General features: G+C 73.3%; 21 protein-coding genes. 16 read left to right on the top strand and 5 right to left on the bottom strand.

Annotation, left to right across the window (positions count from 1 at the left end):
- The first annotated feature begins 41 nt into the window (after positions 1-41).
- The 5 genes from ACIP5K_RS22800 (at position 42) to ACIP5K_RS22780 (ending at position 4,735) form a co-directional block, all read left to right on the top strand.
- Positions 42-1,136 carry an energy-coupling factor ABC transporter permease gene (locus ACIP5K_RS22800; protein ID WP_401412100.1) on the top strand — a complete coding sequence of 365 codons (1,095 nt, stop codon included), beginning with the start codon at positions 42-44 and terminating at the stop codon, positions 1,134-1,136.
- Positions 1,136-1,897: a cobalt ECF transporter T component CbiQ gene (gene cbiQ / locus ACIP5K_RS22795; protein WP_401412098.1), complete on the top strand. Its 762-nt coding sequence runs from the start codon at positions 1,136-1,138 to the stop codon at positions 1,895-1,897. The genes ACIP5K_RS22800 and cbiQ overlap by 1 nt, the downstream gene beginning before the upstream one ends.
- A complete protein-coding gene (locus tag ACIP5K_RS22790; RefSeq protein WP_401412096.1) occupies positions 1,885-2,691 on the top strand; it encodes an energy-coupling factor ABC transporter ATP-binding protein in 807 nt (268 codons plus the stop codon). Before cbiQ ends, ACIP5K_RS22790 begins: the two co-directional genes overlap by 13 nt.
- Positions 2,688-3,857 (top strand): serine hydrolase domain-containing protein, encoded by a 1,170-nt coding sequence (locus tag ACIP5K_RS22785; protein WP_401412094.1) that lies wholly within the window; start codon positions 2,688-2,690, stop codon positions 3,855-3,857. The genes ACIP5K_RS22790 and ACIP5K_RS22785 overlap by 4 nt, the downstream gene beginning before the upstream one ends.
- Positions 3,858-3,961: 104 nt before the next feature.
- Positions 3,962-4,735 (top strand): SDR family NAD(P)-dependent oxidoreductase, encoded by a 774-nt coding sequence (locus ACIP5K_RS22780; protein WP_401412092.1) that lies wholly within the window; start codon positions 3,962-3,964, stop codon positions 4,733-4,735.
- A 58-nt stretch (positions 4,736-4,793) separates the two neighbouring features.
- On the opposite strand, the gene ACIP5K_RS22775 is transcribed toward ACIP5K_RS22780, so the two are convergent.
- From ACIP5K_RS22775 to ACIP5K_RS22765, 3 genes are all read right to left on the bottom strand, one after another.
- A complete protein-coding gene (locus ACIP5K_RS22775; protein WP_401412091.1) occupies positions 4,794-6,491 on the bottom strand; it encodes a penicillin-binding transpeptidase domain-containing protein in 1,698 nt (565 codons plus the stop codon).
- A 170-nt stretch (positions 6,492-6,661) separates the two neighbouring features.
- On the bottom strand, positions 6,662-8,314 hold the full coding sequence (locus ACIP5K_RS22770) for a penicillin-binding transpeptidase domain-containing protein (RefSeq protein WP_401412090.1): 1,653 nt from the start codon (positions 8,312-8,314) through the stop codon (positions 6,662-6,664).
- A 126-nt stretch (positions 8,315-8,440) separates the two neighbouring features.
- A complete protein-coding gene (locus ACIP5K_RS22765; protein ID WP_401412088.1) occupies positions 8,441-10,231 on the bottom strand; it encodes a dolichyl-phosphate-mannose--protein mannosyltransferase in 1,791 nt (596 codons plus the stop codon).
- Positions 10,232-10,318: 87 nt separating this feature from the next.
- Here ACIP5K_RS22765 and rsmI point away from each other — a divergent pair, with 87 nt between their 5' ends.
- The 9 genes from rsmI to ACIP5K_RS22720 all read left to right on the top strand — a co-directional run bounded on the left by rsmI (position 10,319) and on the right by ACIP5K_RS22720 (position 21,713).
- Positions 10,319-11,230 (top strand): 16S rRNA (cytidine(1402)-2'-O)-methyltransferase, encoded by a 912-nt coding sequence (gene rsmI, locus ACIP5K_RS22760; protein ID WP_401412086.1) that lies wholly within the window; start codon positions 10,319-10,321, stop codon positions 11,228-11,230.
- 197 nt (positions 11,231-11,427) lie between these two features.
- Complete coding sequence (locus tag ACIP5K_RS22755; protein ID WP_401412084.1) at positions 11,428-11,880, top strand: hypothetical protein; 453 nt, start codon at positions 11,428-11,430, stop codon at positions 11,878-11,880.
- A gap of 45 nt (positions 11,881-11,925) precedes the next feature.
- Positions 11,926-12,807: a TatD family hydrolase gene (locus tag ACIP5K_RS22750; protein ID WP_401412083.1), complete on the top strand. Its 882-nt coding sequence runs from the start codon at positions 11,926-11,928 to the stop codon at positions 12,805-12,807.
- Positions 12,808-12,955: 148 nt separating this feature from the next.
- Positions 12,956-14,266, top strand: coding sequence for a ubiquitin-like domain-containing protein (locus ACIP5K_RS22745; RefSeq protein WP_401412081.1), 1,311 nt, complete (start codon positions 12,956-12,958; stop codon positions 14,264-14,266).
- Positions 14,267-14,986: 720 nt separating this feature from the next.
- Positions 14,987-15,853 (top strand): 16S rRNA (adenine(1518)-N(6)/adenine(1519)-N(6))-dimethyltransferase RsmA, encoded by an 867-nt coding sequence (gene rsmA, locus ACIP5K_RS22740; RefSeq protein WP_401412080.1) that lies wholly within the window; start codon positions 14,987-14,989, stop codon positions 15,851-15,853.
- Positions 15,850-16,758: a 4-(cytidine 5'-diphospho)-2-C-methyl-D-erythritol kinase gene (locus ACIP5K_RS22735; RefSeq protein ID WP_401412078.1), complete on the top strand. Its 909-nt coding sequence runs from the start codon at positions 15,850-15,852 to the stop codon at positions 16,756-16,758. Before rsmA ends, ACIP5K_RS22735 begins: the two co-directional genes overlap by 4 nt.
- Positions 16,759-17,104: 346 nt before the next feature.
- Positions 17,105-18,910, top strand: coding sequence for an ABC-F family ATP-binding cassette domain-containing protein (locus tag ACIP5K_RS22730; protein ID WP_401412076.1), 1,806 nt, complete (start codon positions 17,105-17,107; stop codon positions 18,908-18,910).
- 439 nt (positions 18,911-19,349) lie between these two features.
- Positions 19,350-20,777, top strand: coding sequence for a PQQ-binding-like beta-propeller repeat protein (locus tag ACIP5K_RS22725; RefSeq protein WP_401412074.1), 1,428 nt, complete (start codon positions 19,350-19,352; stop codon positions 20,775-20,777).
- Between the two features lie 231 nt (positions 20,778-21,008).
- Positions 21,009-21,713: a LuxR C-terminal-related transcriptional regulator gene (locus tag ACIP5K_RS22720; protein WP_401412073.1), complete on the top strand. Its 705-nt coding sequence runs from the start codon at positions 21,009-21,011 to the stop codon at positions 21,711-21,713.
- Positions 21,714-21,950: 237 nt separating this feature from the next.
- On the opposite strand, the gene ACIP5K_RS22715 is transcribed toward ACIP5K_RS22720, so the two are convergent.
- Positions 21,951-22,229 carry a hypothetical protein gene (locus ACIP5K_RS22715; protein WP_401412071.1) on the bottom strand — a complete coding sequence of 93 codons (279 nt, stop codon included), beginning with the start codon at positions 22,227-22,229 and terminating at the stop codon, positions 21,951-21,953.
- A gap of 17 nt (positions 22,230-22,246) precedes the next feature.
- Entirely contained in the window at positions 22,247-23,929 is a 1,683-nt protein-coding gene (locus ACIP5K_RS22710; protein ID WP_401412069.1) for a sodium:solute symporter family protein, read from the bottom strand.
- Between the two features lie 210 nt (positions 23,930-24,139).
- Here ACIP5K_RS22710 and galT point away from each other — a divergent pair, with 210 nt between their 5' ends.
- Complete coding sequence (gene galT, locus ACIP5K_RS22705) at positions 24,140-25,204, top strand: galactose-1-phosphate uridylyltransferase (protein ID WP_401412068.1); 1,065 nt, start codon at positions 24,140-24,142, stop codon at positions 25,202-25,204.
- Positions 25,204-26,184 carry a UDP-glucose 4-epimerase GalE gene (gene galE, locus ACIP5K_RS22700; RefSeq protein WP_401412066.1) on the top strand — a complete coding sequence of 327 codons (981 nt, stop codon included), beginning with the start codon at positions 25,204-25,206 and terminating at the stop codon, positions 26,182-26,184. The genes galT and galE overlap by 1 nt, the downstream gene beginning before the upstream one ends.

The raw sequence follows: 26,184 nt of genomic DNA, 5'->3' as shown, positions 1-26,184 counted from the left end.
CATCGAACGGTTCATCAACTGCCGAGCGCCGGAGATCCGCCATGCATGTCCCCGACGGATTCATCAACGCCCCCGTCTCGGCGGCCGCCGGTGTCGTCGCCGCGGGCGCCGTCGCCGTCAGCCTGCGCGGCGCCCGCCGTGAGCTGGACGAACGCACCGCGCCGCTGGCCGGGCTCGTCGCCGCGTTCATCTTCGCCGTGCAGATGCTCAACTTCCCGGTGGCGGCCGGTACCAGCGGCCACCTCCTGGGCGGGGCGCTGGCCGCGATACTCGTCGGCCCCTACACCGGGGTCCTCTGCGTCTCCGTGGTCCTGCTCATGCAGGGCGTGCTCTTCGCCGACGGCGGCCTGACCGCCCTCGGCGTGAACATCACGGACATGGCGCTCACCACCACCGTCGTGTCCTACCTGCTCTTCCGCGGCCTGGTGAAGGTGCTGCCCCGGGGGCGCCGCTCCGTCACCGTCGCCTCCTTCGTGGCCGCCCTCGTGTCGGTCCCGGCCGCCGCCGTCGTCTTCACCCTCGTCTACGCCATCGGAGGGACGACCGACGTCTCCATCGGCAAGGTCGCCACCGCGATGATCGGCGTCCACGTCCTCATCGGCATCGGCGAGGCCGTCATCACCGCGCTCACCGTCGGCGCGGTCGTCGCCGTCCGCCCCGACCTCGTGCACGGCGCCCGCGGCCTGACCGCGCCGCTGAAGCTGCGGGTCGGCGGGGAACTCGTCGACGCGCCGGCCGCGGCCCCCGCCGCGCCGGCCGCCGCCCGCTCGCACCGCAGGATCTGGATCGCCGGCCTGATCACCTCCCTCGTGCTCGCCGGATTCGTCTCCTTCTACGCCTCCGCGAACCCCGACGGCCTGGAGAAGGTCGCCCACGACAAGGGCATCGACCGCAGGACCGAGGAGCACGCCTCCGCCGACTCCCCGCTCGCCGACTACGGCGTCAAGGACATCACCGACGCCCGGCTCTCCGGCGGCCTCGCCGGCGTCATCGGCGTCGGCGTGACCGTCGTCGCGGGCTCCGCCGTCTTCTGGGCCCTGCGCAGGCGCCGCACCGCCGACGCCGCGTCCACCGCGACCGCCGCCCCCGACAGCGCCCCCGACCGCGCCCCCGCGGGCCGCTCCGGCGACCTCTGATGGGCGCGGGACACGCACACCGGCTCTACCGGCACGGACACTCGCCCGTGCACGGGCTGCCCCCGCACACCAAGCTCGCCGCCGTCTTCTGCTTCGTCGTCGTCGTGGTCTCCACGCCCCGCGAGGCGATGTGGGCGTTCGCCCTGTACGCCGTGCTGCTCGCGGCGGTCGCCCGGGCGGCGCGGGTCCCGGCCGGCTACCTGCTCAAGCGGCTGCTCATCGAGATCCCGTTCGTGGCCTTCGCCGTGCTCATGCCGTTCGTCGCCGAGGGCGAGCGGATCCAGGTCCTCGGGATGTCGCTCAGCGAGAGCGGCCTGTGGGGCGCCTGGAACGTGCTCGCCAAGGGCACCCTCGGCGTCGCCGCCTCCGTGCTGCTCGCCTCCACCACCGAACTGCGCGAGCTGCTGCTCGGCCTCCAGCGCCTGAAGCTGCCGCCGCTCCTGGTCCAGATCGCGTCCTTCATGATCCGGTACGGGGATGTCATCACGGACGAGATGCGGCGCATGCGGATCGCGCGCGAGTCGCGCGGCTTCGAGGCGTCCGGCGTCCGGCACTGGGGCGTGCTCGCCAAATCGGCGGGCGCCCTCTTCATCCGCTCCTACGAGCGCGGCGAGCGCGTGCACCTCGCCATGGTCAGCCGCGGGTACGCGGGTTCGATGCCGGTGATCGACGAGGCGACGGCGTCGCGTGCACAGTGGTCGTCCGCGCTCGCCCTGCCGGGTGCGGCGCTCGTGGTGTGTCTGCTGGGATGGATGCTGTGACTTCTGCTTCTCTCGCCTCTCTGGACGTCTCCGGACTCGCCTTCGCCTACCCCGACGGCCACCAGGCCCTCTTCGGCGTCGACTTCACCGTCGGCCGCGGCGAGCGCGTCGCCCTGCTCGGCCCGAACGGCGCGGGCAAGACCACCCTCGTCCTGCACCTCAACGGCATCCTGACCGGCGGCGCCGGAACCGTGCGGGTCGCCGGCCTGCCCGTCGACAAGCGCAACATGGCGGAGATCCGGCGCAAGGTCGGCATCGTCTTCCAGGACCCCGACGACCAGCTCTTCATGCCCACCGTCCGCGAGGACGTCGCCTTCGGCCCGGCCGCCGCCGGGATGAAGGGCGCCGCACTGGAGGCCCGGGTCCACACGGCGCTCTCCCGGGTCGGCATGGCGGAGTTCGCGGACCGCCCCCCGCACCACCTCTCCTTCGGCCAGCGCCGCCGGGTCGCCGTGGCGACCGTCCTCGCGATGGAACCCGAGATCCTCGTCCTCGACGAGCCGTCGTCCAACCTCGACCCGGCCTCGCGCCGCGAGCTGGCCGACATCCTGCGCGCCCTCGACGTGACGGTCCTCATGGTCACCCACGACATGCCGTACGCCCTCGAACTCTGCCCGCGCTCGCTGATCCTCAGCGAGGGCGTCATCGCCGCCGACGGCCCCACCGGCGACCTCCTCGCCGACGACGCCCTGATGCGGGCCCACCGCCTGGAACTCCCCTTCGGCTTCGACCCGCGCACGGTCTCCGGCGGCGCGGACGGGGGCCTGCTGCCGCCACCGTGGACAGCGCGGTGAACGGAACCGTCGCCGACGGCTTCGAGGGCGTGCGGGAGGCCTTCCGCGCGAACATGGCGGCCCGCGGTGAGCGCGGCGCCGCCGTCGTCGTCTACGCCCACGGGCACAAGGTCGTCGACCTGTACGCGGGCAGCCGCGACGTCGACGGCGAGGGACCGCCCTGGGAGCCCGGCACCGCCCAGATCCTGCGCTCCGCCACCAAGGGCGTCGCCGCCGCCGCGCCGCTGCTCCTGCACCAGCGCGGCGTCCTCGACCTGGACGCGCCGGTCGGCGCGTACTGGCCGGAGTTCAAGGTCCACGGCAAGGAGCACGCCCGGGTCCGCGACGTCCTCGCGCACCGCGCCGGGGTGCCGGCCCTGGACCGCCCGCTGACGCCCGCCGAGGCCCTCGACCCGGACCGCGCGGCCGCCGCCGTCGCCGCCCAGGCCCCCGTCTGGGCGCCCGGCACCGACCACGGCTACCACGCGCAGACCTACGGCTGGCTCGTCGCCGAGCTGGTGCGGCGGGTCACCGGACGCGACATCGGGACCTTCGTCGCCGAGGAGATCGCCGCTCCGGCCGCCGCCGACGTGTGGATCGGGCTGCCCGCGGCGCAGGCCCACCGGGCCGGGCGGATCGGACCCGTCGCGGCGCCGGCCGCCCCGGGCGGGCTGCGCGCCCGGCCCAGCCGCCGGCTCGCCGAGGCGTACGGGGACCCGGACTCGCTCACCCGCCGCGCCTTCGGGGCGGTCGACCCGGCGCCGGACGAGAACGACCCGGCGTACCGCGCCGGCCTGCTCCCGGGGGCCAACGGCATCGGCACGGCGGACGGCCTCGCCCGCTTCTACGCCGCGCTCATCGGCGACGTCGACGGCGGCACCCGGCTGTTCACCCCCGAGACGCTCCGGCTGGCCCGCGCCGAGGCGTCCGCGGGCCCCGACCGGGTCCTCGTCGTCCCCACCCGCTTCGGCCTCGGCTACCTGCTGCACGGCGTCGCCTCCCCGCTCCTCGGCCCGCACTCCTTCGGCCACCCGGGCCGCGGCGGCGCCCTCGGCCTCGCCGACCCCGAGTCCGGCATCGCCCTCGGCTACGTGACGAACGGGATGCGGCGGGGCGTCACCGCCGACCCGCGCGCCCAGGCCCTGGTCGGGGCCGTGCGGGCGGCGCTGGGCCGCCACGGCGCGTAGCCGGCCCGCAGGGGCCCCGGCGCGGCGCGCGTCGCGCCGGGGCCAGGACGGCCGCGACGGACCCCGGGGGATCACCCGGCGATCTTCCGGGTAGCGTCCCGGCCATGACACGTTTCGAGGGGTACGCGGCCCTGGTCACCGGCGCCGGACGCGGAATCGGCGCCGCCGTCGCCCAGCGGCTCGCCGCGGAGGGCGCGCGCGTCCTGGTCACCGACATCGACCTGCCCGGCGCCCGCGGCACCGCCGCCGGAATCCGCGAGAAGGGCGGCGCGGCCGAGGAGTTCGGCTGCGACGTCGGCGACCGGGAGTCCGTGCGGGCCGCCGTCGCGCACGCCGTCGACGTCTTCGGACGGCTCGACGTCCTGGTGAACAACGCCTACGGGTGCCACCCCGACGCCCCGCTCTTCGAGGACGAGGACGACGAGGGCTGGGCCCGCGACCTCGACCTCACCCTCTCCGGCGCCTACCGGTGCAGCCGCGCCGCGCTCCCGCACCTGGTGGCCTCCGGCCGCGGCGCCATCGTCAACATCGGCTCGGTGAACGGCATCCAGGACTTCGGCAACCACGCCTACAGCGCGGCGAAGGCCGGCCTGGCGTCCCTGACCCGCACCCTCGCCGGGCACGCGGGCCCGCGCGGCGTGCGGGTCAACCTCGTGGCACCGGGGACCGTCCGCACACAGGCCTGGACGGACGGCGGGCGCGACCCCGACACCGTGCGCGGCCTGTATCCGCTGGGGCGGGTCGGGGAGCCGGAGGACATCGCGGCGGCCGTGGCGTTCCTGGCGTCGGCGGACGCCGCATGGGTGACCGGGACCGTGCTGCCGGTGGACGGGGGCCTCACCGCCGTCCACACGGGCTTCAAGGGCGCCAGGCCCTGACGCGCCGGGGACATCACCCCCGTACGTCGAGGACGAGCACCGGCACCCCCGGGGCGGCTCAGCCGCCGGTGAGGAACATCTGCCGCACGACCGGGCCCGCCGAGTCGCCGCCGTGCCCGCCCGCCTGCACCACGGCCGCCGCCGCCAGGTCGCCGCGGTACGCCGTGAACCAGCCGTTCGGCTGCTTCTGCCCGTCGACCTCCGCCGAACCGGTCTTCGCGCCCATGTCCGCCCCGAGCCCCGACATCGGCTCGACGGCGGTGCCCGCGACCGCCGTGTAGTGCATCAACTCCCGCAGATCCGCGAGGGTCTTCGCGGACAGCGAGCGCGAAGCCCTCGCGACCGTGCGGTGGTCGACGTCCGGCGACACGAGGTACGGCTGGTGGAACGTGCCGTTCTTCACGGTCGCCGCGACCGACGCCATGTTCAGCGGGTTCATCCGCACGCCGCCCTGCCCGATCAGCGAGGCGGCCATCTGCGCGTCGGACTGCACCGGCACCGAACCGTCGAAACTGGGCACGCCCACCGCCCAGTTGTCCATGCCGAGCCCGAACACCTGCTGCGCCTGCTTGGTCAGCGAGTCGTCGTCCAGCTTCGGCGCCTGGCTGATGAAGGCCGTGTTGCAGGACCGGGCGAAGCTCGCCCTGAAGGTGCCGCCCTTGATCTGGAACTTGTCGTCGTTCTGGAACTTCCAGTGCCCGTACGTGAAGTACTTCGGGCACGGGTGCACCTTGTCGACGCCCGCCAGCCCCTTTTCGAGCAGCAGCGACGACGTGATGACCTTCATCGTCGAGCCGGGCGCGAGGGAGCCCTGGAAGGCCGTGTTGAACCCCGGGTCCGTGTTGGCGACGGCGAGGATCTCGCCGGTGGACGGCCGGATCACCACCACCGAGGCCCGCTTGCGCGCGGCGACCTGCTTCTCGGCCGCCGCCTGGAGGGTGGGCGACAGCGTGGTCGTGACCTTGCCGGGGGTGCCCTCGGAGAGGGTGAGCAGGGTCTTGTCCGGCTGGGCGTCCTTCTTCTTCGTGTCCTTGCGCACGATGCGCAGTTCGACGCCGGCGGTGCCGCCCGCGGTCCTGCCGAACTTCTCGCGCAGCCCGTCCACGACCGTGGCCAGCGACGGGTACTTCTTCACGTCCAGCTCGGCGCCGGTGCGGTCCACGGCGTCGACCGGCGGATCGCCCGCCTCGCCGGTGACCAGCCGGTCGCCGTCCCGCAACTCCGGGTGCAGCACGGCCGGCCGCCAGTCGACGAGCACCTTCCCGTCGTTCTTGCGGCGCACGGCCGTCAGCGCGGAGTCGTAGGCGAGGGGCTTGCTGAGCTTCTCGCCCTTGTCCGGCTTGCCGGCCTTCCACGTGACCGTCGACGTCACGTGGAACGGGACCTTCGCGCCCGTGCGCCGCCCCGGCGTCAGCTTCACGTCCGTGAGGTGGGCGTCCTTGGCCAGCCCGGTGAGCGCCTTCTCGGCGGCCGCCGCGTCGTCGGTGTACGCGGCGGCCTTCGCCGCGTCGCCGTGCTGCCAGGCGGTCAGGAAGCCGTCGGCCGCCGCGCGCACCTCCGCGGCGGCGGGCGGGCCCGTCCTGACCCGCGGTCTGCCGTCGGCCGACGCCGAGCCGCCCTCCCGGTCCCCGGAGCCGTCCATCAGGGCGTAGGCGCCGACGCCCGCCCCGACGACGGCGACGACGGCGCCGCCGAGCACCAGCGCGTTCACATGGCGGCGCGCCGCGGTATCGGGGCGCTTGCCTCTGGTGCCCACGGTTCCTCCGGGAGTTGTGCGAACGGCAAGGGTAAGGCCCCCTGAGGGGGCGCGCGGACCGGTGCGCCCGGCCGGGGACGAGCCGCACGAGCCGTACGCGCCGTACTCCATAACGCCGTGGAGGCCCCCGCGGTTTCGTCGCGGTCGCTCGCGCGGCCTCCCCGCGCCCCCTACCGGGCGCTCTTGAGCACCGCCGCCACGACGGGCCCGGCCGCGGTGCCGCCGTGGCCGCCGTTCTCCACCATCGCCGCGGCGGTGGCGACCCCGTCGCGGAAGCCGGTGAACCAGGAGTCGGAGACCGCCTGCCCGTCGCTCTCCGCCGAGCCCGTCTTGGCGCCGATGTACCCGGGCACCCCGGCCATCGCCCGGGTGGCCGTGCCGATCGAGGAGGTCGCCGTGGCGTGCATCATCGCCCGCAGCTGGGTCACCGTCGGGGCGGGCAGCCCCTGCGCGGTGGCGAGCCTGCGGTCGCCGTAGTCGGGGGGGACGAGGATCGGCTGGCGGAACGTGCCGGTGATGGCGGTCGCGGTGACCGACGCCATGTTCAGCGGGTTCATCTGCACATTGCCCTGCCCGATCATCCCGGCCGGGTCCTGCGCGTCGCCGTTGACCGGGACGGAGCCGTCGAACGACTCGATCCCGGACTGCCAGTCGTCGCCGCCGAGGCCGAACCGCTGGGTCGCCTCCGCCGCGAACCTGTCGGCGCCCAGGTCGTCGGAGAGCTTGATGAAGGAGGTGTTGCAGGAGCGCTGGAAGCTGCTGCTCAGCGTCGCGTGGTCGTCGGGGGCCATGCCCGTGAGGTTGTGGAAGGTCTGGCTGAGCGCCAGCACCGAGTCCGGGCAGGGAGCGCTCCCGTCCATGGACGGCACGACGCGGTTGTCGAGCAGCGCCGCCGCGGTGATGATCTTCATGGTGGAGCCGGGCGCCCGCTTCCCGAGGAACGCGGCGTTGAACTCCCCGTACCCGTGGTTGGCGACGGCCAGCACCCCGCCGGTCTGCGGCTGCACGGCCACCACGGCCGCCTTGGGGTACTTCGTCACCGCCTGCTCGGCCGCGGCCTGCGCGCTCGCGCTGATCGTCGTCCGGAGCCTGCCGGGTTTGCCCTCGGTGAGGGTCAGCAGCGTCTTGGTGGTCGTCGCCGAGCCGTCGGCGTCGGTCCGCTCGATGGACGTCTCCACGCCCGGCGAACCCCCGGCCTCCTCACCGAACTTGGCCCGCAGCTGGTCCAGGACCGGGCCGAGGGACGGGTACTTCGCGGCGGTCAGCACCGCGCCGTCGCGGTCCACGGCCTCGATCGGGGGCGCCGCCGCCTCTCCGGTGACGAGCCGCTCGCCCTTGCGCAGGTCCGGGTGGAGCACGGACGGCTCCCAGTCGACCAGGGCGCGGCCCGTGGTCCGGCCGCGGACGACGGTGAGCGACGAGGCGTACTTCAGCGTCCGCTTCTTCCCGTCCCAGGTCACCGTGGCCCGCACGGTGAACGGGACCTTGGCGCCGGCCGCCCTGCCCGGCGTCAGCACGGTGCGCGTGACGAACGCGTCGTCGCGCCAGCCCCCGATCGCGGCGAGCGCGCTCTCGGCGTTGTTCGTGTAGTGCGACGCCTCGTCCGGATCGTTCCTCGCCCACGCCGTCAGGAACTTGTGCGACGTCTCCTTGATCTCCCCGGCCGTCGGCGGTCCGGTCCGCCTGGCCGGCGACCCGCCCAGCGACGACGACCCGCCGTCGTCCGTGACGGCCGACACGATGTTGAAGGCTCCGTACCCGGCGCCGCCCACCATCACGGTGAACACCCCGCCGACGATGGCGACCTTGACCCCCCTGCGCATCAGCGCTCCCCCTCCCCAGGACTACCGAAGGGACTCTAGGCACGTCCGGGGTCACCAGGTCGGTGTGTTGTCCACTTGGTGTCCGAAGGTGTCCGAAGAGTGATCACAAATGAGGCTGAAAGTCCGCTAGACCCAGGTATCCAGCCACATCCGTGAACGCCAGGAGTCGATCGGGATGGCGGTGCCCGTGTAGATCGGCCAGAAGTACACGAAGTTCCACACGATCAGCAGGACCAGCACCCCCGCACCCGCCGCGCCGACCATTCGGCGGCGCTCGCCCGATCCGGGTCTGCCGATGATCCCGCCCAGCATCATCGCCAGCGCCAGACAGAGGAACGGCGCGAAGACGACCGCGTAGAAGTAGAAGATCGTCCGCTCCTGGTAGTTGAACCAGGGCAGATAGCCGGCGGCGATGGCGCCCACCAGCGCGCCCGCCCGCCAGTCGCGCCGGAACACCCAGCGCCACAGCAGGTAGAGCACCGCGAAGCAGGCCGCCCACCACAGCAGCGGCGTGCCGAGGGCGAGGACCTCGCGGGCGCACTTCTCCGTCGCGTCCGCCGGGCAGCCGTCCCGGCCCGCCGTCGGGGACTCGTAGAAGTACGAGACCGGCCGGCCGTCGACCATCCAGCTCCACGGGTTGGACTGGTAGGTGTGCGCCGACGTGAGGTGGGTGTTGAACTCCCAGACCTCGTGCTCGTAGTGCCACAGGCTGCGCACCCACTCGGGCAGCCAGGTGTGCCCGCCGCCCTTGCCCGCGGTCACCGCCCAGTCGCGGAAGTAGCCGCCGCTGCCGTCGTCGGGGGAGAGGATCCAGCCGAGCCACGACAGCACGTACGTGGCGAGCGCGACCGGCACCGTGACCAGGAACGCCGGGACCACGTCGTGCCGCAGCACCGCGAGGTACGGGCGCTCGGCGCCCGCCACGCGGCGGGTGCCGACGTCCCACAGCACCGTCATGACGGCGAACACGGCGACGTAGATGAAGCCGTTCCACTTCGTGCCGCACGCCAGGCCCAGGCAGAGCCCGGCGAGCAGCCGCCACGGACGCAGGCCCAGGGACAGCGTTGCGGCGACGTGCGGGTCGGGACGGGTCAGGCCGTGCTCGTCGCCGGGCAGCGCCGCCGCCATCCGGGCCCGCGCCCGGTCCCGGTCGACGACCAGGCAGCCGAACGCGGCGAGCACGAAGAACACCAGCACCGAGTCGAGCAGCGCGGTCCGGCTCATGACGAACGCGAGCCCGTCCACCGTGAGCAGCACCCCGGCGAGACAGCCCAGGAACGTCGAGCGGAACAGCCGGCGGCCGATCCGGCACACCATCAGCACGCACAACGTGCCGAGCAGCGCCGTCATGAACCGCCAGCCGAACGGGTCGAGCCCGAAGAGCTGCTCGCCGATCCCGATGACGTACTTGCCGACCGGCGGGTGCACGACGTACGAGGCATCCGAAGGGAGCGGGATGTCGCCGTTGTTCTTGAGGATCAGGTCATTGGCGTTCTTCGGCCAGTTCACCTCGAAGCCGCGGTGGACGAGCGCCCACGCGTCCTTCGCGTAGTACGTCTCGTCGAATATCACGGCCTTCGGGCTGCCGAGGTTCCAGAAGCGCAGCAGTCCGGCGACGAGCGTGACGAGCAGCGGGCCGCCCCAGCCCACGATCCGGGACAGCCGGGCGGCGGAGAACCCGCCGAGCCCCCACGCCGCCCACAGCCGCGACGACGGCGCGGGATGCGGGGGCACGAGCCGGTCGCGGACGCCGCCGTCCCTGACCTCCGCGCCCCCTTCCGCCTCCGGGCCGCGGTAGCCGAACCTGCGCAGCCCGCGCAGCCACGCCGGGGCCTGCGCCGACGGATCTGCCAGGGGGGCCTGGTCCGGCGGGGGACTGGTCGGGTTCGCCTTGGCCGACGACGAGGTACTGGTCACCGCGCCATCGTAGGGAACAGCGCTGTGCGAGTCCCGTGAGAGGGCGCAGCCGGGCCGGCCGCGTCCCGTGCCTGCGAGGATGGAACCGTGACAGGAACCGCAGATTCAACCGGAACGCCGGCGGGGCCCGCCGCCGGTGCCCAGGCCGGCACGCTCGTGCTCGCCGGGACGCCCATCGGCGCCGTCTCCGACGCCCCGCCGCGGCTCGCCCAGGAGCTGGCCGTCGCCGATGTCGTCGCCGCCGAGGACACCCGCCGCATGAAGCGGCTCGCGCAGGCGCTCGGGGCACAGGTCGGCGGCCGCGTCGTGTCGTACTTCGAGGGCAACGAGAGCGCGCGCACGCCCGAGCTGGTCGAGGCGCTGGCGGGCGGCGCGCGGGTGCTGCTCGTCACCGACGCGGGGATGCCGTCGGTGTCCGACCCGGGCTACCGCCTGGTCGCCGCGGCCGTCGAGCGCGACATCCGGGTCACCGCGGTCCCCGGCCCCTCCGCCGTGCTCACCGCCCTCGCCCTGTCCGGGCTGCCCGTCGACCGGTTCTGCTTCGAGGGATTCCTGCCGCGCAAGGCCGGCGAGCGCCTCTCGCGCCTTCGGGAGGTGGCCGAGGAGCGGCGCACCCTCGTGTACTTCGAGGCCCCGCACCGGCTGGACGACACCCTCGCCGCGATGGCCGAGGCGTTCGGCGGCGAGCGCCGGGCCGCCGTGTGCCGCGAGCTGACCAAGACCTACGAGGAGATCAAGCGGGGCTCCCTGAAGGACCTCGCCGAGTGGGCCGCCGAGGGGGTGCGCGGCGAGATCACGGTCGTCGTGGAGGGCGCCCCGGAGAAGTCCGGCGACGACCTCACCCCCGATGAGCTGGTGCGCAGGGTGCGGGTGCGCGAGGAGGCGGGGGAGCGGCGCAAGGAGGCCATCGCGGCGGTCGCCGCTGATGCCGGGCTACCCAAGCGGGTCGTCTTCGATGCCGTGGTCGCGGCAAAGAATGCGAATCGAAGCACCCCATAGGGGCGTAAAAGACAGGCACCGAAAGCAAAGCGAAGACCGGGTGGCAGGCCGTCCAGGGCGGGGAAATGCCAAATCGGCTCCAACAGTCGACAGGTCTTTTGCGCTCGGCCCGGCGCGGGCGTCCACTGGTTGAAGGGACGCACCCGTCCCCACGCTGCCTCCGGGCAGCGCTTGTCCAGCGGACAAGAGGAGCTGGCATGAGCGAGATCGCGGCCTCCGAGACGGCCACCACCACACCCGCGCACCCGGCGACGAGCCGGGGCACGGCGATATCCGTCGTCCACGAGGCGTACGCGTTCGCCTGCATGCGCTGCGGGCACGGCTGGGAGCAGTCCTACGAGATCGAGCACCACATCGACGGGGAGGGTGCCGAATTCGTCATGTACGTGGCGAACGGCGAGCGGGTGCCGTCGCCGCTGTCCAGTCCCACCTGCCTGAACTGCGGGGGCCACCTCGTACGGATCATGCGGTCCGGCCGCGTCTCGTCCGTGCGCGAGGTGCTGGACCGCAAGCACACCCCGCCGGCCGCCGGACCCGTCGAGGTCCCCGGACCGGCCACCGGGCCCGAGCCCGGCGAGCACCACCACTGGCACCTGTCCGACCTCCTGCACCCCTTCGCCCACCACCGCAAGGACGGGCCCAGGTCCTGACCCGCGGCCCCGGGGTCGCGGCCGGGGCTTCGTAGGATCGGGGGCATGAGCCCCGATCGTGCCAAGGACGTCACCCCGCCACCGCTGCCCGCACCGCTCCCGGTCGAGGTCGCCGACTCCCACACCCACCTGGACATGCAGGCGGGCACCGTGGAGGAGGCCCTCGCCAAGGCGGCGTCGGTGGGGGTGACGACCGTGGTGCAGGTCGGCTGCGACCTCGCCGGATCGCGCTGGGCCGCCGCGGTGGCCCGGGAGCACGCGGCCGTGCACGCCACCGTCGCCCTGCACCCCAACGAAGCGCCGCGCATCGTCCACGGCGACCCCGACGGCTGGTCCCGGCAGGGCGCCCGCACACCGCTCGGCGACGCCGGGCTCGACGAGGCGCTGGCCGAGATCGACCGGCTCGCCGCGCTGGACCAGGTCAAGGGCGTCGGCGAGACCGGCCTCGACCACTTCCGCACCGGCCCCGACGGCAAGGACGCCCAGGAACGCTCCTTCCGCGCCCACATCGAGATCGCCAAACGGCACGGCAAGGCCCTCGTCATCCACGATCGCGAGGCCCACGAGGACGTGCTGCGCATCCTGAAGGAGGAGGGCGCCCCCGAGCGCACCGTCTTCCACTGCTACTCCGGCGACGCCGCCATGGCCCAAGTCTGCGCGGAGAACGGCTACTTCATGTCGTTCGCGGGCAACGTGACGTTCAAGAACGCGCAGCCGCTGCGCGACGCCCTCGCGGTGGCACCGGCGGAACTGGTCCTCGTCGAGACCGACGCGCCGTTCCTGACGCCCGCGCCGTACCGCGGTCGGCCTAACGCCCCTTATCTCATTCCGGTCACGCTGCGGGCGATGGCCGAGGTCAAGGGCGTCACCGAAGAAGCCCTCGCCGCGGCGGTCTCCGCCAACACGGCACGCGCCTTCGGTTACTGAGCCATCACGACCGGACCCGCTCACCCTCGGGCATGATCGTGACACGGTGTGGTCGCGCTGCTTTGGAGAGTGACGATCGCTCCGCTAGGTTCTGCTCGCCCGATCCGCCCTCCCGGGGCCGGACCCTTGGAGCGCCTGGAGCCTCGTCGTGAGCACATCGCCGTACGAGACGACGTATCAGCCGTCGTACGAGCCGCAGGACTCGTACCAGCCCTACGAGCCGTACCCGTCCTACGAGCCGCACGCCGGGGCGGGCGACGAACCGCTGCTGCCGCGCCAGGCGGCGCGCGCCGGCCAGGACGCGGGCCGGGACGGCGGGCGGGCCGCCGCGCGTCGCGCCGCCCGCCGCAAGAAGACCGACCACCGCCCCGACGGGCTGCGCCGGCTGCTGCCGCAGGCCCTCGTCGTGGCGTTCCTCGCGGGCGGCACCTCGGCGTTCGTCGCCAACGACAAGGCCATCGAACTGACCGTCGACGGCAAGGAACGCACCCTGCACACCTTCGCCGACGACGTCACCGAACTCCTCGCCGACGAGGGCGTCGCCGTCGGCGAGCACGATCTCGTCGCCCCCGCCGAGGGCACCGCCCTGGCCAGCGGCGACCAGGTCTCCGTGCACTACGGCCGGCCCGTGCAGCTGACCCTCGACGGACAGCGCCGCAAGGTGTGGACCACCGCCCACACCGTCGACGGCGCGCTGCGGCAGCTCGGCGTACGGGCCGAGGGCGCCTACGTCTCCACCTCGCGCTCGCAGAGCATCGGGCGGCACGGGCTCGACCTCGCCGTCCGCACCGAGCGCAGCGTCACCGTCATGGCCGACGGGCGGCGCCGCACCATCCGCACCAACGCGGCCACCGTCGGCGAGGCCGTCTCCGAGGCCGGGATCACGCTGCGCGGGCAGGACACCACCTCGGTGCCGGCGAGCAGCTTCCCGCGCGACGGGCAGACCGTCACCGTCATGCGGGTGACCGGCACCAAGGAGACCCGGGAGGAGTCGATCCCGTTCGCCGTCGAGCGCACCCGGGACCCGTCGCTGTTCGTCGGCACCGAGGTCGTCGAGCAGGCCGGGGAGGCCGGGGTCAAGCGGGTCACGTACGAGCTGCGCACCGTCAACGGGGTCCGGCAGAGGCCGCGGCGCACCAGGACCGAGGTGGTGCGGGAGCCGCGGGCGCGGGTGGTCAGGGTGGGCACCCGGGCGATGCCGTCGTCCGTCGCCGGGGCCGATGCGCTGAACTGGTCCGGGCTCGCCGCCTGTGAGTCGGGCGGGCGGCCCGGGGCGCTCGACGCCACCGGGACCTATGGCGGCCTCTACCAGTTCGACACCCAGACCTGGCAGAGCCTCGGCGGCTCGGGCCGGCCGCAGGAGGCGTCTGCCGCCGAGCAGACGTACCGGGCGAAGCAACTGTACGTCCGCCGCGGCGCGACCCCCTGGCCCCATTGCGGCCCCCGCTTGCACGGCTAACTCCCGCCCGCCCCCCGGCGACGACCGACACCGGGGCGCCCCGCACTCCTGGGTGGTCTTTCGGGCGCGGCTCGGTGGCCGCGTCTCGCGCAGTTCCCCGCGCCCCTGGGTGGTCTTTCGGGTGCGCCGCCGTCGTGGCTGGTCGCGCAGTTCCCCGCGCCCCTGGGTGGTCGGCCGCCTGCGGCCCGGTGGCCGCGTCTCGCGCAGTTCCCCGCGCCCCTGGGTGGTCTTTTGGGTGCGCCGCCGTCGTGGCTGGTCGCGCAGTTCCCCGCGCCCCTGAGATGCGCACTGCGTGCGCCATCTCATCAGGAGGGGCGCGCCATCGTCCCGCCCCCCAGGAGGGGCGCGCCATCGTCCCGCCCCCCAGGAGGGGCGGACCACCGTCCCGCCTCCTGGGAGAGGTGCACCACCGCCCCGCCTCTCAGGAGGGGCGCGCCACCGTCCGCCTCTCAGTGGAGGCGCGCGAAGCGCAGCCTCAAGGGGAGGCTGCGCGCAGCGCATGCCTCAGGGGCGCGGGGAACTGCGCGAGAAGCGGCCGCCGGGCCGCGGATGACGAACCACCCAGGGGCGCGGGGAACTGCGCGGCCAGCCGCCGCGGTGGCGCGCGTAAGGGACGGCCCAGGGGCGTGGGAAGAGGGGGCCGGGAGGTGTTGCCGGGGTGGTGATGGTGGGGGGTGAAGGGGGCGGTGGGGTGGGGGGAGGCCCGGCTACCCTGGGGAGGTGAGCACCACAGAGCCTCAAGACCCCCTGTTCGGCGCAGCCGACATCCGCGAACTGGCAGCGGCCCTCAACGTCCGGCCCACCAAACAGCGCGGCCAGAACTTCGTGATCGACGCGAACACGGTCCGCCGCATCGTCCGCACCGCGGAGGTCACCGGCGACGACAACGTCGTAGAGGTCGGACCGGGCCTCGGCTCGCTCACCCTCGCCCTGCTCGACGCGGCCCACCACGTCACGGCGGTCGAGATCGACGACGTCCTCGCCTCGGCGCTCCCGGCGACCATCGCCGCCCGCCTCCCGGCGAAGAAGGACGCCTTCGACCTGATCAACATCGACGCGATGCAGGTCACCGAACTCCCCGGCCCGCCTCCCACCGCCCTGGTCGCGAACCTGCCGTACAACGTGGCGGTGCCGGTCCTGCTGCACATGCTCGACACGTTCCCGACCATCGAGCGCACCCTCGTCATGGTCCAGGCCGAGGTCGCCGACCGCCTCGCGGCCCGCCCCGGCAACAAGGTCTACGGCGTCCCCTCCGTGAAGGCCAACTGGTACGCCGACGTCAAGCGCGCCGGCAGCATCGGCCGCAACGTCTTCTGGCCCGCGCCCAACGTCGACTCCGGCCTGGTCGCGCTGGTGCGCCGCGCCGCGCCGGTCGCCACCACGGCCTCGAAGGCGGAGGTCTTCGCCGTGGTCGACGCCGCGTTCGCCCAGCGCCGCAAGACGCTGCGCGCCGCCCTCGCGGGCTGGGCCGGATCGGCGCAGGCCGCCGAGGAGGCCCTGGTCGCGGCCGGGATCTCCCCGCAGGCCCGCGGCGAGGCCCTGACGGTGGAGGAGTTCGCCCGGATCGCGGAGGCCAAGCAGCAGTGAGTGTGACCGTACGCGTCCCGGCCAAGGTCAACGTCCAGCTCGCCGTCGGCGGCGCCCGCCCCGACGGCTTCCACGACCTGGCCAACGTCTTCCTGGCCGTCGGCCTCTACGACGAGGTGACCGTCGAGCCGGCCGACGAACTGACCCTGACCTGCACGGACCCGGGCGGCGACCCCGTCCCCGACGTCCCCCTCGACCGCACGAACCTCGCCGCCCGCGCCGCCCTCGCGCTGGCCGGGCGGCACGGACTCGGCGACCCCGGGGTCCGCATCCGCGTCACCAAGGACATCCCCGTCGCGGGCGGCATGGCGGGCGGCTCGGCCGACGCGGCCGGCGCCCTCGTGGCGTGCGACGCGCTGTGGGGCACCGGGGCGTCCCGCGCCGAACTCCTCGACATCTGCGCCGAACTGGGCAGCGACGTGCCGTTCAGCCTGGTCGGCGGGGCCGCGCTCGGCACCGGACGCGGCGAGCGGCTGCGGCCGCTGCCGGTCGGCGGGGAGTTCTGGTGGGTGTTCGCCGTCGCCGACGGGGGACTGTCCACCCCGGCCGTGTACCGCGAGTTCGACCGGCTCAGCCCCGCGGCGCCCGCACCCGTCGCCGCGCCCGCCCTCCTCGACGCGCTGCGCACCGGCGACGTGGAGCGGCTCGCGGCCACGGTCACCAACGACCTCCAGCCCGCCGCGCTCTCCCTCTTCCCCACGCTGAAGCAGACCCTCGACGCCGGGACGGCCGCCGGCGCCGTGGCCGCGCTGGTGTCCGGCTCCGGCCCGACGACGGCGTTCCTCGCGGCCGACGAGGCGGGGGCCCGCGCCGTCGCCGACCGGCTCGCCGCGTCCGGTACCTGCCGGGCCGTACGGGTGGCGGGCTCACCCGCGCCCGGCGCGACCGTACTCAGCGGTAACTGAGTACGCGCACGGTGCCGCGCCGCCGGTCCGGCGCGGGACGCTGTGCCCATGCAGAGACCACGAGGCCGTCGCCGTCGCCGGATGCGCCGGGTCGCCGTACCGCTCGGGGCGGTCGCCCTGTTCGGGCTGCACGCGGCGCTCGCCGCGCGCGGCCATCCCCTCCCGCCGCCCGGCCTCGGCGCGGGCGCCGGCCGGATGACCCGCCCCCACGAGGTCGCTCCCCTGCTCAGAGGCCGCCGCCGGGGCGTGCCCGGTGGACGGCGGGACACGGCCGGCGCGCTCCCGACTACGCTGGACCGTCGGACCCGTCCGGGAGGGCCCGGCACAACCCCGCGGCAGGAGCAAAATGGCAGTCAATCTGGTCAACGTCGAGAACGTCTCCAAGGTGTACGGCACCCGGGCACTGCTCGACGGAGTCTCTCTCGGCGTCTCGGAAGGCGACCGGATCGGCGTCGTGGGCCGTAACGGCGACGGCAAGACCACCCTCATCCGGATGCTCGCGAAGCTGGAGGAGGCCGACTCCGGCCGGGTCACCCACAGCGGCGGCCTGACCCTCGGCGTCCTCACCCAGCACGACTCCCTCGACCCGGCGGCCACCGTCCGGCACGAGGTGATCGGCGACCTCGCCGACCACGAGTGGGCGGGCAACGCGAAGATCAGGGACGTCCTCACCGGCCTCTTCGGCGGCCTGGACCTGCCCGGCTTCCCGCAGGGCCTGGACACGGTGATCGCCCCGCTCTCCGGCGGCGAGCGCCGCCGCATCGCCCTCGCGAAGCTGCTCATCGCCGAGCAGGACCTGCTCGTCCTCGACGAGCCCACGAACCACCTGGACGTCGAGGGCATCTCCTGGCTCGCCCGCCACCTCCAGGCCCGCCGCTCCGCCCTCGTCTGCGTCACCCACGACCGCTGGTTCCTCGACCAGGTCTGCACCCGCATGTGGGACGTGCAGAAGGGCGACGTCTACGAGTACGAGGGCGGCTACTCGGACTATGTGTTCGCCCGCGCCGAGCGCGAGCGGATCGCGGCGACCGAGGAGACCAAGCGGCAGAACCTGATGCGCAAGGAGCTGGCGTGGCTGCGCCGCGGCGCCCCCGCCCGCACCTCCAAGCCCCGCTACCGCATCGAGGCGGCCAACGAACTGATCGCCGACGTGCCGCCGCCGCGCGACAAGAGCGAGCTGATGAAGTTCGCCAACGCCCGGCTCGGCAAGACCGTCTTCGACCTGGAGGACGTGACCGTCCAGGCCGGGCCCAAGGTGCTCCTGAAGCACCTGACCTGGCAGCTCGGCCCCGGCGACCGCGTCGGCCTGGTCGGGGTGAACGGCGCGGGCAAGACGTCCCTGCTGCGCGCCCTCGCCGACGCCGCCACCAGCCACGGCGACGACCAGCCGGCCGCCGGGAAGGTCGTCGTCGGCAAGACGGTCCGGCTCGCCTACCTGTCGCAGGACGTGACCGAACTCCCGGGCTCGCTGCGGGTGCTGGAGGCCGTGCAGCAGATCCGCGACCGCGTCGACCTGGGCAAGGGCCGCGAGATGACGGCGGGGCAGCTGTGCGAGCAGTTCGGGTTCAGCAAGGAGAAGCAGTGGACGCCGGTCGGCGACCTCTCCGGCGGTGAGCGGCGCCGGCTCCAGCTCCTCCGGCTGCTGATGGACGAGCCGAACGTGCTGTTCCTCGACGAGCCGACGAACGACCTCGACATCGAGACCCTGACCCAGCTGGAGGACCTGCTCGACGGGTGGCCCGGCTCCATGGTCGTGATCTCCCACGACCGGTTCTTCATCGAGCGCACCACCGACAACACCTTCGCGCTGCTCGGCGACGGCGCCCTGCGGATGCTGCCGCGCGGCATCGAGGAGTACCTGGAGCGCAGGCAGCGGATGATCGAGGCCGCCGTCCCGGCGCCGGCCGCCGCCGCGACCGCCGCCAGGTCCGGCCCCTCCGCGGCGGACACCCGCGCCGCGAAGAAGGAGTTGCAGAAGATCGAGCGGCAGATGGACAAGATCTCCGAGAAGGAGGCCAAGCTGCACACCCAGATCGCGGACAACGCGACGGACTTCGGCAAGGTCGCCAAGCTCGACGCCGACCTGCGCGGACTCGTCGCCGAGCGCGAGGAGCTGGAGATGCGCTGGCTGGAGCTGGCCGAGGACGCCTGAGCCGGGGCCGTACGCCGGGTGGTAGAAAGAGGCGTCCGGCGCCCTGGGGAGGCGCGCGTCCGGACGCACGCCACCGGGGGCCGTCAGCGAAGAAAGGGGAGGGCTGTTGACTCAGCCACCCGACCCGAGGCCGTCCGCCGACGGCCCGCCGACGCCCCCGCACCCCCACCACGCCCCTGGCCGGCCACAGGACGCGTACGCCCACCCCCGACCCCCGGCCACCCCGCCGCCCCCACCCGGCCGCACCCCCGCCGCACCCCCGCCCGCCCGGGATCCCGGCCACCCCGGCCCGCCGCAGGACCCGTACGGATCCCGGCGGTCACCGCAGTCCCCGCAGTCCCCGCAGTCCCCGCGATCCCCGGCCACCCCGCCACCCCCGCCGCCCCACAGCCCGGCCACCCCGCCGCCGCCCCCGGCACCACCCGGCCCCGGTGCGCCGGTGGTCTGGATCGTCGTCGCGGCCGTCGTCGTCATCGCGCTGATCATCGGCGGCGGCGTCCTGTACGCGACCTCCGACGGCGGTGGCGGCGCCGGAGGGGCCGGGACCGCAGCCGGCGGCGGGCGCGGTGCGACCGGGACGGGTTCCGGGAGCGGATTCGGCGCCCCGGGCGAGGAGAAGGTCCCCGCCGACCCCGCCGCCCGGCTCGCCTTCGCCCTGCCCGCGCCCCGGGCCGCCGGGAACCGCGTCGACAGCGTCGCGGGCTCCTGGCTCACCGACCGCACGTACGCCAAGGCGGGCGTCGGCGAGATCGTGGGTCACGACCCGGCGACCGGGCGGACGACCTGGACGCTGCGGCTGCCCGGCCAGACCTGCGGCGCCACCGAGGACGTCACCAAGGACGCGCTGGCCGCCGTCGTCAGCGAGAACGGCGCGTGGACCGCGGACGGCCGGCACCCGGTCTGCTCGCAGATCACCCTGTTCGACGTGAACACCGGCCGCAAGGTGTGGACGAGGAGCATCGGCACCGGCTCCTCCACCGTCCCCTTCACGGAACCGGTCCTGTCCGGCGACACCCTCGCGCTCGGCGGCGGCCCGCGCGGCGGCGCCGCCCTCGACGTCACCACCGGCCGGATCCTGTGGCAGCCGCAGCGCGGCGCCTGCGAGGACGTCGGCTACGCGGGCGGCGCCCAGCTGGCCACCGTCCGCAGATGCGCCGTCGGCGGCCGGGACCGGTACGAGGTCCAGCTCCTGGACCCCAGGACCGGCCGCCCCAAGTGGACGTACCAGCTCGCCGACGGGGTCCGCGGCGTCCGGGTGCTGTCCACCGACCCGGTCGTCGTCGGCGTCGCCACCGGACAGGACGCGGCGGGCGCGGTCACCGCCGTCGTCCCGATGAGCGCCACCGGCAAGCCCCTGTCCACCATCTCCCTCGACACCGGCGCGTACGACCTCGGCTGCGACGCCGGCCGGACCGACGGCTGCCGGAAGATCGTCGTCGGCAACGGCCGGATCTACCTGTCGGTCCGTCAGCACGCGGAATCCGGCGCGGGCGACGGGATCGTCTCCTTCGGACTCGCCTCCGGACGGCGCGCGGGCCGGCCGGCCGACGGCGCCGGGCAGCCGCTCTTCCCGCTCCGGACGGACGGCGGGAACGTCCTCGCCTACGCGGGCGGTTCGCCCGCCGAGGGCGCGCGCGTCGTCTCCCTCGACCCCCGGTCGATGAAGGCGACCACACTGCTGCGCACCCCGGCCGGAGCCCGGGCCGCGGCCACCCTCCGCGCCATGGGCGTCGGGCTCGGCGGCTCCGAAGTGCGCTACGCCGAGGGCCGGTTGTTCCTCGGCCGGGCCCAGGTCGGAGGGAGCGCGGCGAAGGGCCATCGGCAGTACGCTGCCGTCGCCTTCGCGGCGGGCGGGCGCGCGCACTGATCACAAGCGGGCGTGTGGCGGCCCGCTTTTGCGCTCCCGCACCCCCAATCACCCCTGAAAAGCTGCGATTTCAGCATTCAGTGCCGCTTCTGACCAGTAGGGGGCGCGCAACGTCGAACAAGCGTGTAGCTTCCGGTGGATGAAGGAGGACGGGGAGTCGGGGGGCTCGCCGGTCCGTGGGGGGCCCAGGGGACATGTGCTGCTTCTGGGTCGAACTGGGGGGTTGGCCCGATGGGAGTGCGGCTCATGGTGGTCGACGACCACCGCCTGTTGGCCGAGGCGCTCGCCTCGGCCCTGAAACTGCGCGGACACCGTGTCCTCGCCGCCGCGGCGCCCGCCGCGGGCGCCGCCGAACTGGTCATCTCCCGCGCCCCGGAGGTCTGCCTCCTGGGCACGTCCGCCCCGGCGGAGCCGGGCACCTTCGACCCGGTCGTCCGGATCAAGAAGGAGCGCCCCCAGGTGGCGGTGGTGGTCCTCGGCCCGGTCCCGTCCCCGCGCGGCATCGCGGCGGCGTTCGCCGCGGGCGCCTCCGGCTACGTACGGCACGACGAGCGGATAGAGGGAGTGGAGCGGGCCCTGATGAAGGCGCGGGCGGGCGAGGCGGCCGTGGCCCCCGCGCTGCTCCAGGGCGCGTTCAGCGACCTGCTCAACCCGGTGGCCCAGCCGGACGACGAGGGGCAGCGGCTGCTCCAGATGCTCACCCCGCGCGAGGTGGAGGTGCTGGTCCGGGTCGCCGACGGCGAGGACACCCGGCTGATCGCGGCCGGCATGGGCATCGCCCCGTCCACGGCCCGCACCCACGTGCAGCGCGTCCTCATGAAGCTGGGCGTCGGCTCCCGCCTGGAGGCCGCCGCCCTCGCGGCCCGCACGGGCCTGCTCGACCGGGCGGGTCCGGTGGCCGAACACTCCTCCGCTTCCCACGACCACGGTTCATGAGCTATAGTCGATCTTGCGTTCGGCGCTGCAACTGACAGTGCGGGACAGTGCGTTGGTGGTCCAAGGAAAGACGCCCCGCTTCCTGCGGGGAAATGCAGGTGCAAGGCCTGCCCGGCGCTCCACAGGTGGAAGGCCCGCCCCGTTCTCGACGGGGCGGGCCTTTCGCGTTCCCGCGGGCGCGGGGGCGCGAAGGGGCCGGGCGCGCCGCGTCGTGCGGTGCGCCCGGCCCCTTCCGCTTCACGCCTCGTCGTCGGGCGTCGGCGGGGCCGTCGGGCGGAGCTTGAGCCACACCAGGAAGAACAGGCCCAGGGCGAGCATGCCGAGGCCCGTCCACAGGTTGATGTTGATGTTCTCGGCCTTCTTCAGGTCGGCGTCCGACGCGGTGATGCCCGCGATCGTGACGATCACGCCGTAGACCACGAACAGCCCGCCGATGATGCGGCGGATGTCGAAGAGCCGCGCCGCGGTCGCCGACTTGCTCTCCAGGTCGGAGACTTCGTTGTGCAGATCGGACATGGGGACCGAGCCTCCGATCAGAGGGAGTAGGGGAGGTAGCAGAGCGCCGCGAGGACGACCGCGCCCCAGCCGAGCAGGGCCGGCCTGCGGTACCAGGCGTCGTCGCCCTGGGCGGGCGGCTCCTCCAGGCCGGGGGCCGTCGTGCCGTAGACCAGACCGGCCAGCTCCGCCTCCGGCTTGGGCGCCGTGAACAGGGTGACGACGATCATGACGACCGCGCCCGCGACGAAGCCGACGATCGCCGAGACGAAGTTGGCGCCCTGGTCGGTCGGGATGTCGATGACGCCCTGCTTGTAGATCCAGAAGTAGTTGAGCATCGCGGCGGTGGTGCCCGCGAGCAGGCCCCAGACGCCGGACTTCATGGAGGCGCGCTTCCAGAACATGCCGATGATGAAGACCACGAACATCGGGACGTTGAAGAAGGAGAACAGCGTCTGGAGGTAGCCCATGATGTTCGAGAACGACGACGCGATGAACGCCGTGCCGATCGACAGGACCACACCGATCGCCGTGATGAGCCGGCCGAACCGGAGGTAGTAGCCGTCGGGCTTGTCGGTCTTCACGTACTTGGCCCAGATGTCGTACGTGAACACGGTGTTGAAGGACGACACGTTGGCCGCCATGCCCGCCATGAAGGCGGCCAGCAGACCGGTCACCGCGATGCCGAGCACGCCGTTGGGGAGCAGCTCCTGCATCAGGTACGGGATCGCGTCGTTGTAGGTGAGGTCGGAGCCGCCCGTGCCGATCTTCGGGACGAGGACGGCGGCGACCATGCCCGGGATCATCACCAGGAACACGATGAAGATCTTCGGGAACGCGGCGATGAGCGGGGTGCGCTGGGCGGCGGAGAGGTTCTTCGCGGACAGGGCGCGCTGCACCTCGGCGAAGTTCGTCGTCCAGTAGCCGAAGGAGAGCACGAAGCCCAGGCCGAGGATGATCGTGAGCCAGTTCGCGCCGAGCGGGTTGGCGTCGCCGATGCCGGTGCCGCCCCAGGCGGACAGGAAGTTGTCGCCGTGGCTCGACTTCAGGGAGTCGGTCATGCCGCCCCAGCCGCCGACGCGCTTGAGGCCGATGATGCAGATCGGGATCAGGGCCGCCAGGATCACGAAGAACTGGAGGACCTCGTTGTAGATCGCCGACGACAGGCCGCCGATCGTGATGTACGCGAGGACGAACGCGCCCGCCACCACGATGGCCACCCACTGCGGCCAGCCGAGCAGGGCCTCGACGACGATCGACAGGGCGTAGAGGTTCACGCCCGCGATGAGTATCGCCGCGAAGGCGAACAGGATCGAGCTGAGCAGGTGGGCCGACCTGTCGAACCGCTGGAGCAGGAACTCCGGGACCGAGCGGACCTTCGAGCGGTAGTAGAACGGCATCATGACCAGGCCGAGGAAGACCATGGCGGGGATGGCGCCGATCCAGTACCAGTGCACGACGGCGACGCCGTACTGCGCGCCGGTCGCGGCCATGCCGAGGATCTCGGTCGCGCCCAGGTTGGCGGCGACGAAGGCGAGGCCGGTCACCCATGCGGGCAGGGAACGGCCGGAGAGGAAGAAGTCGAGGCTGGTCTTCACCGAGCGGCGGGCCATGAAGCCGATGCCGAGGACCACGACGAAGTAGATCGCGAGGATCGCGTAGTCGAGGCCGTTGGTGGGCAGCCGTAGCCCTGCCGCGAGCGTGGTTGTGGGGGACAGCATGAGTACTCGCTTCGTTGCGCGAACTGAAACAGTCGGGAACCTACGCCGTTGCGTTCAATAAGTGAACAGTCAATGTGATGTTCTTTGTTGGATTGTGATCGAGAACTCGTCTTCCCCTCCCGCCTCGGCACAACCCTTGACTCATGTGTTGCCTTATGCTTTGTTGTGTTTGGTTCTGTTTGTTTGTTGGTGCGATGAGGAGCATCGGACGTGAAGAAGACGTCGACCCGGCTCGCCGACGGTCGTGAACTGATCTATTACGACGCGCGGGACGACCTGGTGCGCGACGCCGTGGACCGGCGCCCCCTCGACCCCACGGTCACCACCTCCGAGATCCGCCACGACCCGCTCCTCGGCGACGCGGTCGCCGTCGCCTCGCACCGCCAGGGCCGCACCTACCACCCGCCGGCCGACGAGTGCCCGCTGTGCCCCTCCGCGGGCGAGCGGCTCTCCGAGATCCCCGACTCCGCCTACGACGTCGTGGTCTTCGAGAACCGCTTCCCCTCGCTCGCCGGGGACGCCGGCCGCTGCGAGGTGGTCTGCTTCACCTCCGACCACGACAAGTCCTTCGCCGACCTCGACGAGGAGCAGGCCGGGCTCGTCCTGGAGGCGTGGACCGACCGCACGGCGGAGCTGTCCCATCTCGACTCCGTCGAACAGGTCTTCTGTTTCGAGAACCGCGGGGCCGAGATCGGCGTCACCCTCGGCCATCCGCACGGCCAGATCTACGGCTACCCCTTCACCACCCCGCGCACCGCGCTGATGCTGCGCTCCGCCGCCCGGCACAAGGAGGGGACCGGCGGGCGCAACCTCTTCGACGACACGCTGGCGCGGGAGATCGAGGACGGCGCCCGGATCGTCCTGGAGGGCGAGCACTGGGTGGCCTTCGTGCCGTACGCCGCCCACTGGCCCTATGAGGTGCACCTCTACCCCAGGCGCCGGGTCCCGGACCTGCTCGCGCTGGACGACGCGGCGCGCGCGGAGTTCCCCCGGATGTATCTGGAGCTGCTGCGGCGCTTCGACCGGATCTTCGGCGCGGACCAGCCGGTGACGCCGTACATCGCCGCCTGGCACCAGGCGCCGTTCGGACCGCTGGACGAGTTCGACGGCATCACCCGGGACGACTTCGCGCTGCACCTGGAGCTTTTCACCATCCGCCGCACTTCCGGCAAGCTGAAGTTCCTCGCGGGCTCCGAGTCCGGCATGAGCGTGTTCATCAACGACGTGCCGCCGGAGACCGCGGCCGAGCGACTGCGAGAGGTAGCGAGCAAGTAATGGGCAAGGCCGATTCTCGGAAGTACATGGTCACGGGCGGCGCGGGGTACGTCGGCGGCGTCGTCGCGCAGCACCTCCTGGAGGCGGGCCACGCCGTCACCGTCCTCGACAACCTCTCCACCGGCTTCCGCGAAGGCGTCCCCGCCGGGGCGGACTTCGTCGAGGGCGACATCCGCGACGCCGCCAAGTGGCTCGACGCCTCCTACGACGCCGTGCTGCACTTCGCCGCCTTCTCCCAGGTCGGCGAGTCCGTCGTGAAGCCCGAGAAGTACTGGGACAACAACGTCGGCGGGACGATGGCCCTGCTCGCCGCGATGCGCGCCGCCGGGGTGCGCACGCTCGTCTTCTCCTCCACCGCCGCCACCTACGGCGAGCCGGTCGGCACCCCGATCACCGAGACCGACCCGACCGCCCCCACCTCCCCCTACGGCGCCTCCAAGCTCGCCGTCGACCACATGATCAGCGGCGAGGCGGCGGCGCACGGCCTGGCGGCCGTCTCCCTGCGCTACTTCAACGTGGCGGGCGCGTACGGCGACCACGGCGAGCGGCACGACCCCGAGTCGCACCTCATCCCGCTCGTCCTCCAGGTCGCCCAGGGCCGCCGCGAGGCCATCTCGGTCTTCGGCGACGACTACCCCACCCCCGACGGCACCTGCGTGCGCGACTACATCCACGTCGCGGACCTCGCCGAGGCCCACCTGCTGGCCGTCGATGCCGCCCGCCCCGCCGAGCACCTGATCTGCAACCTCGGCAACGGCAACGGCTTCTCGGTCCGCGAGGTCATCGAGACCGTCCGCGCCGTCACGGGCCACCCGATCCCCGAGACCGTCGCCCCGCGCCGCGGCGGCGACCCCGCGGTCCTGGTCGCCTCCGCGGCCACCGCGCGCGAGCGCCTCGGCTGGAACCCGACCCGCGCGGACCTCGCGGGAATCGTCGCCGACGCCTGGGCGTTCGCCCAGGCGCGCCAGCAGGAGAAGTAG

The sequence above is a fragment of the Streptomyces sp. NPDC088785 genome, assembly GCF_044750685.1.
In the GTDB taxonomy this organism is placed as follows: Bacteria; Actinomycetota; Actinomycetes; order Streptomycetales; family Streptomycetaceae; genus Streptomyces.
This window is presented reverse-complemented; position numbering and strand designations above follow the sequence as displayed.